General features: G+C 62.3%; 15 protein-coding genes and 1 tRNA gene. 7 read left to right on the plus strand and 9 right to left on the minus strand.

Annotated features, from left to right (window positions below; all coding sequences use genetic code 11):
* Window positions 1–19: 19 nt before the first annotated feature.
* Window positions 20–829 carry a hypothetical protein gene (locus tag VN634_12670; GenBank protein ID HXC51736.1) on the minus strand — a complete coding sequence of 270 codons (810 nt, stop codon included), beginning with the start codon at window positions 827–829 and terminating at the stop codon, window positions 20–22.
* A gap of 291 nt (window positions 830–1,120) precedes the next feature.
* Here VN634_12670 and VN634_12675 point away from each other — a divergent pair, with 291 nt between their 5' ends.
* The 6 genes from VN634_12675 to VN634_12700 all read left to right on the plus strand — a co-directional run bounded on the left by VN634_12675 (window position 1,121) and on the right by VN634_12700 (window position 7,826).
* Complete coding sequence (locus VN634_12675; protein ID HXC51737.1) at window positions 1,121–2,611, plus strand: hypothetical protein; 1,491 nt, start codon at window positions 1,121–1,123, stop codon at window positions 2,609–2,611.
* Window positions 2,612–2,695: 84 nt separating this feature from the next.
* A complete protein-coding gene (locus tag VN634_12680; protein HXC51738.1) occupies window positions 2,696–3,460 on the plus strand; it encodes a hypothetical protein in 765 nt (254 codons plus the stop codon).
* A 56-nt stretch (window positions 3,461–3,516) separates the two neighbouring features.
* A complete protein-coding gene (locus tag VN634_12685) occupies window positions 3,517–3,927 on the plus strand; it encodes a DUF4345 family protein (protein ID HXC51739.1) in 411 nt (136 codons plus the stop codon).
* Between the two features lie 196 nt (window positions 3,928–4,123).
* Window positions 4,124–5,593 (plus strand): HTTM domain-containing protein, encoded by a 1,470-nt coding sequence (locus tag VN634_12690; GenBank protein HXC51740.1) that lies wholly within the window; start codon window positions 4,124–4,126, stop codon window positions 5,591–5,593.
* A gap of 86 nt (window positions 5,594–5,679) precedes the next feature.
* Window positions 5,680–6,693, plus strand: coding sequence for a hypothetical protein (locus VN634_12695; GenBank protein HXC51741.1), 1,014 nt, complete (start codon window positions 5,680–5,682; stop codon window positions 6,691–6,693).
* Window positions 6,694–6,884: 191 nt separating this feature from the next.
* On the plus strand, window positions 6,885–7,826 hold the full coding sequence (locus tag VN634_12700) for a hypothetical protein (protein HXC51742.1): 942 nt from the start codon (window positions 6,885–6,887) through the stop codon (window positions 7,824–7,826).
* Between the two features lie 3 nt (window positions 7,827–7,829).
* On the opposite strand, the gene VN634_12705 is transcribed toward VN634_12700, so the two are convergent.
* The 5 genes from VN634_12705 to VN634_12725 all read right to left on the minus strand — a co-directional run bounded on the left by VN634_12705 (window position 7,830) and on the right by VN634_12725 (window position 14,926).
* Window positions 7,830–8,174: a hypothetical protein gene (locus VN634_12705; protein HXC51743.1), complete on the minus strand. Its 345-nt coding sequence runs from the start codon at window positions 8,172–8,174 to the stop codon at window positions 7,830–7,832.
* Between the two features lie 206 nt (window positions 8,175–8,380).
* Window positions 8,381–10,813, minus strand: coding sequence for a hypothetical protein (locus tag VN634_12710; protein HXC51744.1), 2,433 nt, complete (start codon window positions 10,811–10,813; stop codon window positions 8,381–8,383).
* Window positions 10,814–11,328: 515 nt separating this feature from the next.
* On the minus strand, window positions 11,329–12,786 hold the full coding sequence (locus tag VN634_12715) for a hypothetical protein (protein HXC51745.1): 1,458 nt from the start codon (window positions 12,784–12,786) through the stop codon (window positions 11,329–11,331).
* A gap of 83 nt (window positions 12,787–12,869) precedes the next feature.
* A complete protein-coding gene (locus tag VN634_12720; protein ID HXC51746.1) occupies window positions 12,870–13,472 on the minus strand; it encodes a zinc-ribbon domain-containing protein in 603 nt (200 codons plus the stop codon).
* A 44-nt stretch (window positions 13,473–13,516) separates the two neighbouring features.
* Complete coding sequence (locus VN634_12725; protein HXC51747.1) at window positions 13,517–14,926, minus strand: hypothetical protein; 1,410 nt, start codon at window positions 14,924–14,926, stop codon at window positions 13,517–13,519.
* 112 nt (window positions 14,927–15,038) lie between these two features.
* Here VN634_12725 and VN634_12730 point away from each other — a divergent pair, with 112 nt between their 5' ends.
* Window positions 15,039–15,296, plus strand: coding sequence for a hypothetical protein (locus VN634_12730; protein HXC51748.1), 258 nt, complete (start codon window positions 15,039–15,041; stop codon window positions 15,294–15,296).
* Window positions 15,297–15,922: 626 nt separating this feature from the next.
* Here VN634_12730 and VN634_12735 read toward each other — a convergent pair.
* The 3 genes from VN634_12735 to meaB all read right to left on the minus strand — a co-directional run bounded on the left by VN634_12735 (window position 15,923) and on the right by meaB (window position 18,316).
* Window positions 15,923–16,255 (minus strand): hypothetical protein, encoded by a 333-nt coding sequence (locus VN634_12735; protein ID HXC51749.1) that lies wholly within the window; start codon window positions 16,253–16,255, stop codon window positions 15,923–15,925.
* Between the two features lie 917 nt (window positions 16,256–17,172).
* Window positions 17,173–17,249 (minus strand) — tRNA-Met (locus tag VN634_12740).
* Window positions 17,250–17,317: 68 nt separating this feature from the next.
* A complete protein-coding gene (meaB, locus tag VN634_12745) occupies window positions 17,318–18,316 on the minus strand; it encodes a methylmalonyl Co-A mutase-associated GTPase MeaB (protein HXC51750.1) in 999 nt (332 codons plus the stop codon).
* Between the last annotated feature and the right edge of the window lie 3 nt (window positions 18,317–18,319).

The following is an 18,319-nucleotide window of genomic DNA, read 5'->3' on the forward strand; positions in this document are numbered from 1 at the left end:
TCCGCGTTCGACTGCGTTCCTACTTGCAGCAGCCAACCCACTTGCTGTCGGCGCAGTTTCGCGTCGAGCCGCCGCCGACGACCAGCGTTCCGAGCGCTCCGGTGCCGTTGTTCAGAGGGATGAAGTCGCCGCCTACGCCGAGGTGACCGGTGTTGTAGGTCCACAGCGGCGCGCCCTCGCTCAGGCTCTGACCGCACTGGCGTGTCACGCCCTGGCTCGAATCGATCGCCCAGAACGACGTCACCGTCGTGCCGTTGATGTCCTTGAGGCCCTGGAGCTTGGCGCCCTCGGATGCGAGCAACTCGCTCAGCACGCAGAAATGGCTGCCCGGGAAGTTGTCTTCGCACGCGGCGGTCGCGGCCGGCAGGCCGAGTTTCTGTTCCGCGTTCATGCGGCCCTGAAACGCGATCGCGCCGACAACGCCGGATCCGAGGGTCGTCGTCGTGGTGGTTGTCGTAGTGGTGGTGGTCGTCGGCTCGTCGCACGGACAATTCAGCGCGACCGGCTGGCCGACGGCATGCTTGAGGCAGATCAGCGCATCGCTCGCACTGATGGGCAGCGTGCCTTTGGGCGCGCAGATGCACTCGACTTCGCACGATTGCGATCCGACTGCAGCCTTGAGGATGAACAGGCAGTCGGAAGCCGCCGGCTCTCCGCCCGCGCTGAGAGGCTGGCTGCAGTCGCCTTTGTCGGCATGTGCCGAGGTCGCGGGAATCGCAGCGGCAACGAAGAGCGCAGCGAGGCACGTTGCGGCGCCAAGTCCGGCCGCGAATCGCACAGCGCTGATTCGGTCAGACAACGATACGCGAAGCGATTTTGTCTCGATCATGATGGAGCTCCGTACGGTCGGCTGTATCCGCAGCGTACGCCGGAGCGGTGCTGGTGCAACGGCGATTGTTCGCCGCACCCGTGTCGGGGTGAGCCGCAAATGATCGTCCGCGGCGCGCCGGAGAGGCGATCATGACGGCACCCGGTGTGTCATCACCAGATCCGGCGGCCGGCCCATTTTCCCACCGACTGGAAAAATGTACCTGTCCCCATTTTTTTTCTTTAGCATTTTTAACCCGGATCGGCGGGCGGCGGCGTTTCCACGATCGAAATACCGATACGGAGGAATTCCATGCGCCGCACCCTGCCCGTCGCCTTCTTCATCCTTGGTCTCGTCCGGCTCGCCGCCGCCGAGCAGCCCGACTTCTCGCTGACCATCTACAGCTCCGCCCAGCCAGGCCAGATCGGCGTCGAGGCGCTTCCCGGCTACGGCATGGCCATCCCCGGCTACGCTCTGGTTCGTGATCGCCGGCAGATGACGCTGCAGAAAGGCATCGGAGACCTGCGCTTCAGCGATGTCGCGAAGAGAATCGATCCGACGACGGTGAGCTTCTCTTCGCTGACGGACCCCGAAGGCACACGCGTGCTCGAGCAGAACTACCAGTTCGACCTGGTCAGTCAGCAGAAGCTTCTCGAGCGCTACATCGGCGCCGGCATCACCGTCGACCAGCCGCGCGGCGAGCAGGTCGACACCGTGACCGGAAAGCTCCTCTCGGCAAGCGGAGGCCTGATTCTCGAAAAAGATTCGGGCGAGATCGTGACGCTGTCGAGCTACTCGAACGTGCGCTTCCCGAGCCTGCCTGGCGGACTGATCACCAAGCCTACTCTTGCCTGGCAACTCGACGCGAAGCGCGGCGGCGTGCACGACGCGCGCGTCAGCTATCAGACGCAGGGAATGACGTGGTGGTCCGACTACAATGTGACGCTCCGCGAGTCGGGCGATACCTGCGATATGGACCTGGCGGCGTGGGTGAGCATCGTCAATCAATCCGGCGCGAGCTTTGCGCAGACTCAGCTCAAGCTGGTGGCCGGCGAGGTGCACCGCGCGCCGGCTGCCGCACCGATGTTGTCCCAGGTACGCATGCGAGCCGAGGACGCGATGGCGAGTGCAGCCGCAGGCTTCGAGAGCTCCGAGCTGTTCGAGTATCACCTCTATACGCTCGGGCGGCGCAGCGACCTGCCCGACAATTCCACCAAGCAGCTCGAGCTCTTCCCCGCCGCGACCGGCGTCCGGTGCACGAAGCAGCTCGTCTTCAGCGCCGCGCCGGCGCCATACCATTACTGGAACCAGCCGATCTACGATCAGGGCTACGCGGCGACGACCCAGGGCACCACCGGTGCGTACCTCGAGTTTGAAAACAGCGAATCCAACCGGATGGGAATGCCGCTGCCTGCCGGACGTATTCGCGTGAACCAGGCGGCCGCAGACGGAACGCTCGAGTTCATCGGCGAAGACATCGTCAAGCACACGCCTCGCAACGAGAGCGTGCGCATCAAGCTCGGTAACGCGTTCGACATCGTCGGCGAGCGCAAGCAGACGAGCTTCACGTACAACGACAAAGGCCACTACATCGACGAATCGTTCGAGGTCAGCGTACGCAACCGGAAAAAGACCGCCGCAACCGTTGTGGCGCGCGAATACCTGTCGCGCTGGAGCAGCTGGAAGATCACGGCCAGCAGCCATGACTTCGTGAAGCGCGATGCGGATACGATCGACTTCGTGCTCGATATCCCCGCCGATGGCGAGGCGAAGGTCAGCTATTCCGTACGCTACAGTTGGTAGCCGGCACAAGCTTCGGATTCGCGATTCTCCGCCGACGGAAGGTATGATGGGCCCGCTCGCCCAATCGTCCTCGAGGAGATTCCGTTGAAGACAGCATCCGCCGCCCACACCATCCACCGTGCCCTTGCCGCCTTGTTCATGCTCGTCGTACTCGGCGCGGCCGCGCGCCCTGCATCGGCCGGCCCGGCTCCGCTTCGCGCGTCGGAACCGGCCGAAAAGGCGGTGACCGGTCAGCCTGCGTCCGCCGCAACCATGACCGGCAAGGTTCTCGAGACGATGAACGCGAGCAACTACACGTATGCCCGCGTCGAAACCCCTGCCGGCCAGCAATGGATCGCCGGCCCGCAGACGCCGCTAAAGGTCGGTGACGTCGTCGAGTGGAAAGGCGGAATGAAAATGGAGAAGTTCACGAGCAAGACACTCGACCGAACGTTCGATTCCCTTCTGCTCGTCGATCAGATCGTGGGCAGCGCGGCCGGCGGCTCGCCGCACGGCGCGCTCGCGAGCAAGGCTGCCGATGATGCAGAGATCAGCGGCGTCGCAAAGGCGCCCGGCGGAATGAGCGTGGCCGAGATCTACGACCAGAGCGCAAGTCTCGAAGGCAAGGAAGTCACGGTGCGCGGCAAGGTCGTCAAGTTCAACGGCGGCGTGATGGGCCGCAACTGGCTGCACGTGCGAGACGGAAGCCGCAGCGCCGCGGGAGACAACGACCTGACCGTCACCAGCGACATGAACGCGACCGTGGGCGACACCGTGCTGGTGCGCGGCACGCTCGTCCTGAACAAGGATTTCGGCTTCAACTACAAATATGCCGTGATGCTCGAGCGCGCGACGGTGACCGTCGAATAGTCTTTCCGTCCGTTGACAGTGAACTTTGTCCGGATCCGCATCTTAGAGGAGCCGATATGGATTCCCGCAACACGATGAATACGTTCCTGATGATCCTCGGCATCGTGTTCCTACCGTATGGTCTCTACTGTTTTGCAGTCCCCGGGTATCTTGCGGACGCCGCCGGCGTATCGGCAACGACCGCGACCGGCGTCGTCGAATTGCGCGCCATGTACGGCGGCCTGCAGGCCGCGTTCGGAGTTCTGCTGATCGCTGCGGCGCGTGATTCGCGCTTCCTGCTCGCCGGACTCGCGGCTGTTGCGTTCATCCTGCCGGGGCTGGCATCTGCGCGTCTGCTTGGCGTGGCGCTCGGCGGCGACCTCAGCGCGTATACGATTGGTGCGCTGATCTTCGAGATCGGCTCGAGCGTGATTTCACTTTCGTTGCTCCGACATCAACTTTCGATGACCGCGCACGGAGCTCATTGAGGAGATCTGCGCGCCCTCACTGGACGGTCGCGTCATTCGCGGTCTCCCCCGATATCCCCTCGGTCCCGGATCCAGTTCGACGGGCGCTGCGAGGAATGCAGGGGGCTTCCCGTGGGTGCGATCCGCCTCCTGAGGCGGTCCGGCGGCATGGGGGCGTTGCTGCAGTGCCCATGTCCCGCCATTGCTTCATTTCAGGATGATCCGCGACATTCGCTCAGCGCGCGAGAGGCTGTTCACTCCGGTCGATATCGCGCCGCTCGTCTTCCTGCGCATCGTCTTCGGCAGCGTAATGCTCTGGGAGGTGGTTCGCTACTTCCAGCACGGCTGGATCGAACGGTACTACTCGCCTGCCGATTTCCATCTCAGGTACTACGGGTTCGAGTGGGTAACGCCCTGGCCGGGGCACGGGATGCAGTGGCACTTCGTCGCGCTCGGAATCGCGGCCGCATGCATTGCGGCGGGGTTCCTGTACCGCATCGCCGCTGCCGTCTTCTTCGCAGGATTCACGTACGTGTTCCTTCTCGACGAGGCGCACTACCTCAACCACTTCTATCTGGTCTGCCTTCTCAGTTTCCTGCTGATCTTCGTGCCGGCCGAGCGAAGCTGCTCGGTCGACGCGTGGCTAGGGCGTGTACGGCGATCCGACTTCGCGCCGGCGTGGGCGCTGTGGGTGATTCGAGCCCAGATCGGCCTGCCTTACTTATTCGGCGGCATCGCCAAGCTCAACGGCGACTGGATACGTGGCGAACCGATCCGGATGTGGTTGGCCGAGCGCTCGGACTATTTCCTGATCGGTCCGTACGTCCACGAAGAATGGTTCGTTTACTTCTTCGTGATCGGTGGCCTGCTGCTCGACCTGCTGCTGGTTCCCTCTCTGCTCTGGAGACGCACGCGCGTGCCGGCGTTCCTCGCCGCCATGTCGTTTCATCTGATGAACGCCTGGCTGTTCCGCATCGGGATTTTCCCGTGGCTGATGCTGGCGGCGTCGCTGGTCTTCTTTCCGCCGGAGGTCTCGCGGCGCATCCTGAATTTCCTGCGATTCCCGATTGACGGACGCGCGAGCGAAGGCGACGTGTTCACGCCGCCGCGAAAGCAGGTTCTGGTTGCAGCTCTTCTCGCGGTCTATCTCGGCATACAGGTGCTGATGCCGCTGCGGCATTTCCTGTATCCGGGCAACGTGAACTGGACGGAAGAAGGTCACCGGTTTTCCTGGCACATGAAGCTTCGCGACAAGGAAGGCAACGCTGTCTTTCACGTTGTTGATCGCGCGACGGGTAAGAAATGGACCGTGAACCCGTCGTCGCACCTCGATCCGTGGCAGGCGAGCATGGTGCCCAAGCATCCCGACATGATCCTGCAGTACGCTCACGAGCTGGCGGAGAAGAGTCGCCGCAAGGGAATTGCCGATGTCGAGGTGCACGCGGACGTTCTCGTGTCGCTCAACGGACGCAAGCGGCAGCGGCTCATCGATCCCGCGGCGGACCTCGCCAAGGTAGAGCGCAGCCTGCACCACGCGGACTGGATCCTGCCGCTGACGGAGCCGTTACCGCCGCCCGGCCGGAAGAGGAAGATCATGGACAACCAGGCCCACGGACCGGCTCGAGACGCGAGAACCGGGGCCGACACCTCAGGGCAAGAGATTTCTTCGGCCGAGTCATCGAGATGACCGTCACAACCGCAAAGCTTTCCTAGGACTTTCGATCCAGCAGAATGGCCCTTGCAGCGCCGGCCCGGCGCGAAATACAAGGTGTGATGATTTCCGCGCCGACCATCGCCGCCAGACTCCGCTCCTCGGTTCCAGTCCTCGTCTTCTGCGCGTTGCTGCCGCTTTCCGGCTGCGGCGACGGAGGCGGCGGATCCGGGAACGCTCCGTCGGTCGAGCTGGACACGCCGATCACATCCGACCGGTGCGTCGTCACGATCTCCTACCCGGCGGAAGCGGACGTGGATCTCGCCGACATAAACTTCGACTACTCAGGCGTCACGGGAAATTTCGGCGAGCGCGGCAGTGCGCGATGCCGAGGCCTGGCTCAAGGCGCTACCCGAACCGCTGCGATCAATGGTTGCGACGACGTCTGCGCTCAAGGGGAGCACCGCGAGCTTTACCTCAGCTTCGCCATGGGCCAGTCACTCGACGATCTTTCCCTGCATACCCCTGCCGATCTGTTTGAATGCCTTTTCGAGGGCGACGGTTCGACGCTCACCAGCCTGCCGGGTTCGATCCATCTCACTGGCCCAGCTTTCGCCGATATCAACGCCGTATCCGCGGACGTACACGTCGCGTGCAACGGGTGGCCGAGCACGACCACGACGACCGTCACGACCACCACGACGCTGCCGTGCGAGGGATCAGAATGCAGTGCGGGCGACGTGGCTCCCGTGCAGATCTGGCTGGACGACGCCGTCCAGCTCGGCGCGCTTCAGTTCGACATCGTGTTTTCCGGCGCCGTGGGCAGGTTCGATGAGTTCCACGCGGGCAGCGTGAAGTGTTCGCTCGGTACCGGCGTAAACGCATTGTTCGCGACCAACCAGATTCCGCCCATCGACGACGCGACCTGTATCGATTGCGAACGTCGGCTCTCGGCCGCGTTCGCGTTCGGAGCCGGGTACACGGGGCCCGGCAGGCTGATGACCTGCGACTTCATCGTCGGCGAGCATTCTCCCGTCGCCGGCGACTTTTCGATCAATGTGGTGGACGCGTCGACGCCAGACGGACAGCAGACGGCGTTTCCCGCAGTATCCGTGCGAGGTCTTCCCCCAGACTAGAGGCGTCATGCGCCGACGAGCTTGAGGCCACGTCGCCGGTCGTACAAATTTGTCCGCAGAAAAGTCTCTTCTGTCCTCCGCGAAACGCGCACGCCGCTCCGCGGTCGAGTATCCTGCCTGATACGAAACCGGCCGGTCATCTCAGTACGGCAATGTACCGAGATGACTGCGTCGCATCCGGGAGCAGGAACATGACCGACAGCTACGCGCTTTTCGACTGCGGACGTACAGCGGGAAACGGCAGGTTCTCTGCCCTTCGGCCCCGCGCGTGTCCGCCGGGAGCTTTTCCTCTCGCAAAGATCGAGCTCGACATCCGCGACGTGGCCAAGCTCGGCGGCTTCGGGCTATGGCGCGAGCGGTGGCAGTGCGGACACGTCGAAGAGCAGACGGGCGCGGCGATCGCCGACGATCCGCTGGAGGCGATCCTCGATCGATGGATTCACGAGCATGCGGGCACCGAGGGAGTGGCGCTCGACGAGACGCAGGCTCTCGGACAGGAGGCGGAAAAGCTCCTCGGCGTTCTCGTGGAGGACAGCAGCGCGCAGATCTCGGCAGCAGTCTCCCGCAAGCTCGCGCAGATCGTCGACTATCTCGAGCAGCTGAACACGTTCTGGGCCGCCACGCTTTCGGCGCTCGTCGATGCGTCGAAATCCGATGATGCGTGGCGCGTCGTGCAGCGGCCTCCGAGAGAAATTGCGCGTGAGATCGTCGCCAAGGGAATGGACGACGCCTCGTACGACAAGTCCGGCTGGTGGTTCGGCGCGATCGCCGAGAACTCGCTGCTGCTGCCGGTCGTCGGGCCGATTCTGCGGCGAGCTTCGGCCGGCTGGCTGATCACGCATCTGCAGGATCGCCGCCAGCACCGGCAACTGATGAAGCGCCTCACGGACCATACCGAGCTGGTTTCGCTCTATGTCGCGAAGAACCAGCTGCTGGTGATCTCGACGATGCTCACCCGATTTCTCACCGAGCAGCGGCTCGGCTCGCAAGCATCGCTGTACGCCACGAGGGTCTGCGACGGCCAGTCCGAAGTTCTGCTCGGCCCTACGCGCGCGCCGCGATGGTACGCGCGGCCATTCGCTCGGCGGTGGGAGATGCGGCTGCGGCCACTGGCGGCTTCGACCGGAGCGTGAGCGCTAGGGCGCTTCTAAGCCGCTACGGTCCTGCTGCCGAAGATCCATTCGAAAGAACGCGTACGCCGACCACACGATGAGAGAGGCTGCGGCGAAAGCCTGAGCCGATTGATCGACGCCCGGCATTGCTCCGCTCGGAGCAGGTTCGGCAACGAACAGATAGATCAGAATTCCCGCTCCAACCGCGAAGACGGCGAATGGCACCATTTCGCGATGTCCAAGCCAGGACAGCGCATAGTACGTCGGCACGATCACGAGCAGGCTTCCCGACAGCGCGGGCAGTCCGAAGAATGCGAGCGTCATCGGCGTCGCAAGCACGGCGAATAATCCGTCCGTCTTTCCTTTCACCGCTACGTCGGTCAGACCGAGGAGGCCCAGTGTAATGGGATGAGCGCAGAGAGACGCGACGAGAATTGATCGCAGCAATGCCCACAAAGTCATGTCACTTCGGAATGCCCACGATGAGCGGAACGTGGTTAATGAAATGCAAGCGCCACGACTGAAAATGAGGCCTGCTCAGAGCATCTCGAAGTGGCAACCGGACGGTGTTCCAATCAGCTGCCACCTCGCACGCTCGAGACTGCAGGCGACATGCCCGACGAATGTTCATGTGAGCGCAGATTGAGACCGAATGCGAGAGTATCCGTTCGCCACACATAGAACGGCACGTGGTTGACCTGTCCCGGCAACCAATGGGAGTCGCGCTGCGCGACGTCCAGCAATCTCGTGATCTCCGCATCGATGCTAATGCTCGTCGTTGAAGGTGTGACCTGGTAAGGAACGTCGAAGCTCGCAAGCCGCACGCGGTTGCTTATGTCCCCGTAGACGCTCGCATTGAAAGTGCTGTCATTGGGGACGCCGACCGAAACTCGCAGCGTGATGTCGCGGTTGGAGCCGATGCTGTTGATCGGCATCGTCAGGTGGGACACCAGAGTCTTGCCATACGCCCCGCCAGCGGTCCGCAGGCGAAAGGCCGCAATCGAACGCGGATGGTCGGGGTCGACCGCCGCGCTGAGCTGGAGGGTTGTCGCATCCACCTTCGGTTTGGACGGGCTCGTGTTGGAGTTGTCCTCCCATGCGTCATCGGCGTTGGTCGTAACGTTCATCGGCAGACTCTGGGCGCCACTGGCATCACGGATGCGGCCGACACGTTTCCTGCAGTACTCGCCAAACCACATATCGCCGAGCACCGGATCGGCAGCCATGCCCGTCGCCATTACGCCGACGTTCTCTCCGGCCGCCTCATCACAGGGAATCGGACCGTTCCCATCCGACTCGAGCTCGAACGCGGACAGAGCCGGCAGCATCACGAATGTGCTCCAATCCGGCTTGAGGAATCCAACCGTGGCACGCAGGTCTTTGTGCGCGTACGACATCGTGAACCAAAGGTTATTGCCCTTGTCGTAGGCTATCGAATGAATGTAGTGCGTCGTCGGATCGGCGGCCGGAATCTCGACTTCGTTGATGCACGGGTTGACGCCTCCGACTATGCTCTGGCAGGCCGAATCCGCAGCACGCGTGATGTCGAAACGACCCAGCCTCTCCGCGAAGTGTTCCGTGAACACGATATCGCCTGACGGCGCCTTTGCGATCTCCCAGGGTGATGCACCTAGGAAAAGCGCCGTGCACCGAACGTCGGAAGGCGGCGGAGAACCGAGACAGTACTCGGTTGTCACCGTCTGCGGAACCGGCTTGAGAGGATATTCCGTCGGAGGCAAAGCCTGGCTCGGATCGAGACGACCAATTCTCGCCGAATGCGGCCACGAGTCGTACACCGTGTACCAGAGCGCACGACTGGTGCCGGTTCCGTCGAGCAGCATGTGTCCAATGGTCCGCGGATAAGATGCCGGCGGATCGGATGGTGGCGGCTCCGCCATCACCCGGTACTCGTGGAAGACATTCGCATCGTAACTGAATCCCGTCGATGGATTGGTCGCTTCGGAATTGCATGCCGATCCGATCGCACAGACCTGCGTTGCAAGAATACAATCGGCGTTGTTCAGACATTGCTTGTGGGCGGCCGTCGAGCACGTGCCGACGATCGAGAACGGCGGATATGTGCAGTAAGCGCCGTCGATAGGAAAATCGTAATTGTACATCGATGCGATGCCGCTCGACTCGGCGGTTGTCTCCTTCGGATCGAAGCTGCCGATTCGCGCATACATCGCGGGAGAATAGTAAGGGCTGGGCTGACGTGCTCCGCTCGCATACCAGATTCGTCCTCGAGACGGATCGAGCGCAAGGCCGCAGAGTCGGTTGTCATCGCCAGGAATGTTGTACTCCAGCGGCAGTGCGTTGGGCGCTGCTGGGTCGTATCGAACAATTCGACTGTGGTTCTGGATGGGCGATGGCGGATAGAGTGGCCCCGCCCCGCTCTCGCTGAACCAGGCCTTTCCAGCCGCATCAACGACTACGCTCTCTCCTGACCCGCTGATCGGAGACGAACTGCCATTGAGTTCGAAGACCGCACGACCACCCGGCGAAGGCAGTGGGATGAGCTTGCCGCTCACCAGATCGATTTTAAGGAAGTTGGTATGAAATTCCTGATTGATCCAAAGCGTCGGTTGCGTACCCATCGCAAGCGCCAGCGGTGAAGCGTTGGAAGAGTTCGTGCCGGCGTCAAACGTACTGATCCAGTCGTACAGATAGGAGACAGTCGTTTGTGTACTCTCACCTGCGAAGTGCTTGACCTTGATCTGAGCAGTGAGTGCCGCCTCGGGGATATTGTCGACGAGGATCTGGTCGTCGGTCCATTTCTTGATCCGGTAGTCGGGATTGTTGATATCCACCAATGTGATCGTAAGGCTGAGAGAGCCGGAAAAGACGATCTGCGGGAAGTAGCCGCCCAAAAATCCACTGCCGGCAACGGTGACCGAAAGGCCGTTCCCGGGCGAGAACGATGCGACGACGGGTCCCGAGATCACGGGTGTGGCCGCCGACGCAGGGTCCGCCATCCACGTCAACGAAACGCAGGTCAGTGCAGCCAATCCAGCAAGCGTAGGGCAAGGCCATGTCGATCGCTTCATTAGAGAACCCCAGGGTGTACGAGCGCTGCTGTCGTCAATGTCGAGAACGTTGTGGAAGTGGTCACGTATAGTCCCGTCCGCGGTATGTCCAGAATGACCTGGGTGCCATCCTGGCCGGTCTTCTGGCGGTCGTACGGACCGATCTCGCGAAATTTACATGCGGCTGTGGCTCGGGGTTCTCGCAGCGCGAAGTACAGGGAGCGATGCACGGCCGTTCGCGATGCGTCGGCGAACCCGTTGTAGCCTGGGTGCTACCCATGTCTTCGGCCGCCAGACGTTACGGATGTGACCGGGAAAGACCGGCGTTAGTTGGTGGCGTTGGGTGCCACCGCGAAACGGCGCTAAGCGCGCGTAGTACCGACGGACGCAGACTGGCTGCCGCGCCGCGTGCCCCCAAGAATTCCCCTACTCTGCACGCTTTGAGACATTGCGATCGTACCCGACCCGGCCGCCGCCCGCCGGCGCATGAGTTGTCCTTAGTCCCACCGAAACGATGAAGCCCCGACCGCTTCGGCCACCCGCAATCTACCGTCGCTCATCCTGTCGACGAAGAACACGCGGACACTGTCCGCTGTAACCACCGTCATCGAGGTGGAACTCAGGAGCAGAAGTCCATCGCCAACCTGGACGAACTGCTTGCCGACGTCGTCGAGCGGCAAAACTCGGATCTCTTTCGTGACGCGATCGTAGCGTGCCACGCCGCCGCTGGTGTCGCCCCACTCGCCTTGATGAGCCAACGCCATCCAGACGGCGTCCTTGTCTGCGTGCAAAGCGGTAATGGACCAGTCGCGGACCTCGGGAGGAGACAGGATTCGAAAGGAACGCGTGGCCTCATCGAACCAGCCGAAACCACCCACTCCGGTCCCGCCCTCAGCGTCATAGAACGTCTTGCCGATCCAGAGCTGATCCGCTTCGACGTCCCACGCACCGATGTCCTCAACGATGCCGGCTTCGTTCTGCCCGGGTCGAGCAGCGCGCAGCTCTTCCGGCGTCGATTGCGGCAGCGGGTATCGCTTGGGGTTGTCGCCCCCGATCTCCTCCACTCCGTGGATCTCAGTTCCGTAGATCTCCGTGACACCTTCGACAATGCGCAGCGAGGCCTGCGTGCCGAACGTCGTCGAGCCGGTAGCATCCGTACCGAAAGACACTACTCGGCCGTTCTCCGGTCCTTCCTGGCTTATCCGAACAGGACCGTGCTGCGCATCCTCGCCCGCCAGCACCTTGCGACGGTGTTCCAGTTCCTCTTGTTCCTCTTCCTTCTGGCTATCTCGAATGGGAACCTCTTTTATCCACGGCTCTGCTTCCACGCCTGTCAGCACCTTGAACATGGCGTCGCGCGCGGGATCAAAATCGACGACCAGGACCCGGTCATGATCCGTCACCGGGATGAATGCGCGTGTGCCGCGGCTGAATGCGGTGCCGGTGAACCACGGCGTGTAGGTGAAATGGCCGACGAGGGCCTTGGCGCGCACGTCGAAGAGAAACTTTTCGCGCCGACTGACCTCCGTCGGCTTCTCTTCGATGTAGGAAAGGACGAAATCGCTCGCCGTGGCACGCTCGACTCGCATGTCCTCCCCGGACGTCTCGTCCTCGGTCATCAGCTTGTAGACGCGCGAAGGACGGTCGCGATCTTGGAGAAACAGCCCGAGCCTCCTCGGCTCCGGGTAGGGAATCTCCTGTTCCCAGGTCTTGCCGCCGAGCGCAAAGACGAGGTCGAGATCCGACGTTATCTGCGCGCGCCGCGAGAAGATCAAACCCGTTGTCGCAGCGTCGTCGACCTTGAATACGCCCAGGATTGCCAGGTCGGCCAGCGGCCCTACGGCCTTCGCTGGAACGTCCGGAGCACGCACCTCAGCACCACAGGCGACCGCCAAGACGGAGACCAATGCGGGGTACAGACCGATCTTGACGAGTTTCTCGAATGCAACGAGCACGTCCGCAGGCTGCACGGAAGCCGCGGCCCAAACCAGCGCTCAGCGACGACGCCAGGCCCGGAGGGCAGCGCGTCGGACGCGGACTATCGCAGCCCGAACTGCGCCTTGTTAGCTAGTCGGCCGTTCTGAAACATCGCGTTCATGTTTGAGCCGTTGGAGTTGCTCCATGAGTACATCACGGTCGAGTAGCCGGCGATGTCCGAGCGACTGAGTTCCTGGCCGCTCGCGCCAATGATCCCGACTGCATCGGAATAGGTCATCCCGTCTCGAAGCCGGTCGTACTCTGCTAGGGAAACTATCGGCGGGTCACTCGCCACAAGCGGATTCGGGGCGAACGGATCTTTCATGATCTGGCCAATCTGGTTGGAAACATACGCGACGCCAATCAGCCCCAATCCTGAAAGCACCATTCCGGCCGTACCGAGCCTCCTGCTTCCCCGATAGAAAGCCAGCAGCGCGAATACGAATGCTACTGGAACGAGAAAGACCGCCGCAAAGTACGGCATCACGATTGAACCGAGCCCGAGTCCGATACCCGCCAGGCCGAAGGCGTCGTAGGAGTCCGACGTCGTAGCGGCCGGTTCGGTCGTCGCAGTTGGCGATGTGGTAGTCGTCACGGCGGCGCCGCAAGCCCGGCAGAACCGGTCGTCGCCTTCGAGCCTTGTGCCGCACTCACCGCAGTACATTTCTCGGTTCCTAACGGCTCTGACGAGCCAAGAAAAGCCATCCGCTAGGACGGTGCCGACGCCTCGGCCTCGCGGATTGTTGCTGCCAAACGGAGTAAATCGGGCGAGTTGCCGAGAGCCTGACCGATGGATAGCAACTCGAAGTGCAAGCCGTCCATCGTGATCCGAGGCGACGTCATGAAACAATTGCCTTCCAGCTCGGCGATCAGCTCGTTTCGTTCCTTCGCGTCTTCGCGCCCGCCCTTGCTAACACGGCCTAGGTGCACGCCGCCGGCGAAGTTGGCGAAATACTGAACCACCTCGCCACGTGATGCGGTCTTGCCTCGACGCACGACCGAAACGGACCGTAGATACTCATTCAGCTTCCACGTTCGACGGACGAACTGGTGGAGCGGTCCGATCTCGTACTCGCCGCGAGCGTCGCGCACGGTATACGTCGTCATCACCGCGAAGCCCGACTCTGCGTCGGGTCCCTGACCGGTCTTTGGATTGTAGGTCGCAACCATACCCAACATCGCTGTTTCGATACCATCGACGCAGCCTCCGCCTGCGACCAATGCTGCCGCATGGCGAAGCTCGAAGCCCTGTTCCTTGGCGAGCGCCTCGACGTCCGGAGCAAAGACTTCGGGCTGCCGGCTGTTGAGTCCATGGTGGCGCCAGGCCTTTTGAATACCGTTGTCGGTCAGTAGTAGTCGCAAAGCCGCGCTACCGCGCCGCAATGCAGCATCGGACGGTGGAGCGAACGTCACGCACCACTCATCGTGAAGCCATTCGATTTCGTCAGCGACTGTCGAGTACAGGTCACGTTGTCGCCGTCCATCCTCGCGCTCGGGCTTGCGGACTCGTCTCGAACGAAGCTCTTCGAGCATCTTCCGGTCGAGGAGAAACGCGAACTGCGCCCCACCGGTCAGCCGAACCGACAGCAACGGTCGCTTCCCGCCGACCTCCTCGGCAACCTGGATCTGCTCTACTTCGAGAACGGCAGAGTATTCGCGGGGTGTGCCGGGGATGTCTGGGTTGTGGTCGTCGTGCCACTTGGCAGCGGCGCTGACCGCGCGATTGACGACTTCCAGCAGCGTGCCGCTTTGCGGATACGGCACTTCCAGTCGGAGCTCCGCACCGGAGACGGTATTGAGCGCCAAGCTAAGGTTGCCGTTCTCAGAATTGATGCCGCCATTCGACGGGCTGCGCACCACCACGGGCCGAACAACGGCGTCGGCGCCCAACCGCCGCGCGTCGTCCAGTGCGCGGGTCAAATTGTCGATTAGCCGCGGAACGTCGAGGCGTTCCGTTCTCAGCCACACAGCGGCTCGTAGGTCGCCCTGTCCCGCTACTCTACCTCGGATCGCTACACGAAACGGCGCCGCTTTCTCGGTCAGCACCTCAATCGGTGCGGTTGCGTCGATCCAGATTTCGCCTTCGGTATCCACGTCAAGAAGCACAGCCTTGGACATTGAGACCCCTCATTGGACGTCGCTACCGATCTCGCTTCCGGCTGTTGTGCGTTCGACAAAGGAACCGGAGATTTGAGAGGTCGTCAGTTCCACCCCGTGACAGCGCCACTACGTGATCGACGGTCAGCGTTTCCATGGCGCCGCAGCCCGGCTCGGCGCAGACGTGCGGGATTCCCGCCTCGATGAGCGCAAGCACCAGGCGAGAGCGGCGACCGTCGTATTCTGCGCGGCGTCGCTTCGTGTGGACGCGCTTCGCGCATCGCCCTGCCTCGTCGATACGGATTCGATCGAGCAGGCCGAGGTACTGCTCGTACGTGACTATACCTACATCGCGAAGCGGCCCGGAAGCACCGCAGCAGGCGTCCTGTAGGGGCTTGTCGTCGATATGCGCGTACGCGGTCCGGATCGCTGCGAGCACCTCCTGGCCCGAGACTTCGAGCGCCGCTCGGTGTACCTGAACCCCGATATTCGGAGCGAACGAAACGATGTCCCCGATCCGTACCAGAACCACTTTGACACCTCCGGCGACGCGCTGAGTAACGTGCCTCGGGCGGCCCGTTGCGAAAGGCCGACTCCGGCCGGCCATGCTTGTTGCCGGAGGGGTAGCAAGCAACTGGCTCTGTGCCCGACGCCCTAACGCCGCGGGTGTCACGCGGGCGACCGGCCACCGCGTCCAGCAATGCGGCAATGAGTGTCGGGAGACGGGACCGGAATAAACCCGGCGTTAGTGGTGGCGGTGCCACCGGGAAACGTCGCCAAATACCCGTAGTCTCAACGAACGCGGGCGCGACACAATGAAGCGTGCCCCCGCATCAGCCCGGTGAAAATCCAGTTACCTGCGCCGTCGCCGGCGAGGTCCGAAGCAATGCAGTAGCCTTCGGTGAGCGGGACCGATGGCGACCAGTTGGCACCCGCATCTGTCGAGCGCGCAAGTCGGCAGTCCAGACGACTTACGATCCACGTTCCTCCGCTATATGTGATTGCAGCGGGGGGACCCTACTCGTTGGTTGCGTTCAGGTCGAGAACCGTCACGGGTGACCAAGTTTTTCCGTCATTCGTTGAACGAGTGAGCACGAGGTTCTCGCCGTTCAGCGGCGTCCCGCCGAGCGCAGGATCGCTCGACGCCCAGACGGCAATCCAAGTCCCGCTTCCATCGGTCGCAATGCGGGCTTCACGATCGAGCCCAACGAACACTGCCTCACCAACCGAATCGGTCGACGCATTACTTCCTATCGCCTTGACGTCGTCGAAACCGAGTAGAGCTGCGGCTGGCCGAACCCCGAGCGGAGAAAGAACCAGAGACAGTCCGAGTAGCGCGCGAAGTCGCATATATAGCTCCCTGTCGACGATCACCCGGCCAGAGGCCCGCAGCCAAGATCCGCCCGCATCTATATCTTCACTACCGGCTCGAGGCCATGGGTCTTGTGAACTCGAAGCTTGGATCCGCCAAGCCGACGCAACTACTTCGGGAAATCAATTCTGACGGCCTGGGGGCGGGAAGAACAAACGGCAGCTGTATCTCCTCGCTTGTCCACCATTCGTCTCCGAGGTCCGCCTGCAAAACAATGTTCTCGCATCCATCGTCGTGGTTGGGCTCGAAGAAGAGCCGAGATGTAGTCATTGTCGGAGCCGCGATAGGCGCCACCAGCTCATAGTAGTGATCGGCCCTCGGCGGCGAGAGGTGTTTTTGTAGATCTAATCGTACCAGCTTCCCGATGACGGGCAGGATTACCACGTACTCATCCTCCTCCGAGCTTACCAGCGTCCCGAGTTCGGTCCCGTTGGCTTCCGCACTACTGGAGTCCGATGCTCGACTTCGCTGAGTCGTGGTTCCAGGGCCAGGCAGTCGCCCGTAACGCATTGGAGATCTATGTCTCCGCCCACTGCCTCCGCAGCACTGCCAAGGCGTCAGAAGCGTGCACCCTATCACCCCCACCGCTTATATCGCCGCATTCCAATGCGAGATCAGATGTTCCAGTGAGAAGGACGACAATTGTAGCGAGCGCCGCGCCGCCGAGTTGGAATTCTCGCATTTCATTTCTCCTTGCCGGACACAGCCGTCCGTAGGCGAACCGCAACGTGCGGAGTGGTCCGGTCCAAAGCTAGGCCTCGGCTACGCCCGAAGGGTTGAGAGTGCGCGATTCGCGAAGGGTCCTCGATCGAACGGTCGTTCTCAGCCCAACCGCTGCGCCGAATAGCAACGTATGAAATGACACCTATGTGACCGGAATAGACCCGGCGTTAGTTGGTGGCGTTGGGTGGACTCGAACCACCGACCTAGGGATTATGAGGCCCTCGCTCTAACCACCTGAGCTACAACGCCATTTCTAACAAGGAAGGACCGCGTTTTTCACTGCCCCTGACGGGGATGTCAAATGCGCGGGAACCGGCTCAGTCGCCGCCTTTCGCCGAGAGGATCTCGAGCAGTCGATTGCGATCTCCGAGGATCTCGAGCGCAGCGTTGTACGGATCTTCGCTTCCGTTGGAGACGCGCTCGAGAATCGAATTCTTGGAGGACGATGCGACCAGGCGCCGCATCACCTCTTCCTCGCAGATCTCCATCACTTCGGCGCGAAGGCGCCTGGCGTTGCGGTCTTTCTGCGGATGCTCGCGGCGGAAATCGCGGTGGCGAAGCGCGGCATCGAGCACTTCTTCGATGCCCTCGCCCAGCGACGCCTTGGTCATCAACACCGGCGTCTTCCATCCGGGCGCGGAAGAATCCTCGACGGACTTGAGCGACAACATCATCTCGAGCTCGGTGCGCATGCGGATCGCGCCCTCACGATCGGCCTTGTTCACGACGAACACGTCGGCGATCTCGAGAAGGCCTGCCTTCATCACCTGCACCGTGTCGCCGGCTTCCGGCACGAGCACGACGACCACGGTGTCGGCAACTTCCATGATGTCGAGCTCGGTCTGACCGACGCCGACGGTCTCGATGATGATGATGTCTTTGCCGGCGGCATCCATGAGCCGCACGATGTCGCGCCCGGCACGCGTAAGGCCGCCGTGGCTGCCCCTCGTCGAAAGGCTGCGGATGAAGACGCCTTCGTCGAGGAAGTGCTTCTGCATGCGGATGCGGTCGCCGAGCACCGAGCCTCCGGAGAACGGGCTCGACGGATCGATCGCGACGATGCCGACCGTAAGCCCTCGCGCACGGCAGTGCGTGATCAGGCCGCTCGTGATCGTGGACTTGCCGGCGCCCGGCGGTCCGGTGATGCCGATCGTGAATGCGTGACCGCAGTTCTTGTACACGCGCGACATGACCGACGCGGTGTCGGCCATTCGGTTCTCGACGACGGTGATCAGGCGGGCAAGCGCCACGCGATCATCGCCGGCCAGCATGTCATCGGCTAACGCTTGAGGGTCACGACGGGTGCGCGTGGTCATCGA

The organism is Candidatus Limnocylindrales bacterium (assembly GCA_035571835.1).
Classification (GTDB): Bacteria; Desulfobacterota; Binatia; order UBA1149; family CAITLU01; genus DATNBU01.

Excerpts from the sequence above, each read along its gene's own strand:
- VN634_12725 (HXC51747.1), bottom strand. The coding sequence starts at position 14,926 with ATGTCCAAGGCTGTGCTTCTTGACGTGGATACCGAAGGCGAAATCTGG.
- VN634_12695 (HXC51741.1), top strand. The coding sequence starts at position 5,680 with ATGATTTCCGCGCCGACCATCGCCGCCAGACTCCGCTCCTCGGTTCCA.
- VN634_12675 (HXC51737.1), top strand. The coding sequence starts at position 1,121 with ATGCGCCGCACCCTGCCCGTCGCCTTCTTCATCCTTGGTCTCGTCCGG.
- meaB (HXC51750.1), bottom strand. The coding sequence starts at position 18,316 with ATGACCACGCGCACCCGTCGTGACCCTCAAGCGTTAGCCGATGACATG.
- VN634_12670 (HXC51736.1), bottom strand. The coding sequence starts at position 829 with ATGATCGAGACAAAATCGCTTCGCGTATCGTTGTCTGACCGAATCAGC.
- VN634_12690 (HXC51740.1), top strand. The coding sequence starts at position 4,124 with ATGATCCGCGACATTCGCTCAGCGCGCGAGAGGCTGTTCACTCCGGTC.
- VN634_12700 (HXC51742.1), top strand. The coding sequence starts at position 6,885 with ATGACCGACAGCTACGCGCTTTTCGACTGCGGACGTACAGCGGGAAAC.
- VN634_12720 (HXC51746.1), bottom strand. The coding sequence starts at position 13,472 with ATGTACTGCGGTGAGTGCGGCACAAGGCTCGAAGGCGACGACCGGTTC.
- VN634_12735 (HXC51749.1), bottom strand. The coding sequence starts at position 16,255 with ATGCGACTTCGCGCGCTACTCGGACTGTCTCTGGTTCTTTCTCCGCTC.
- VN634_12685 (HXC51739.1), top strand. The coding sequence starts at position 3,517 with ATGGATTCCCGCAACACGATGAATACGTTCCTGATGATCCTCGGCATC.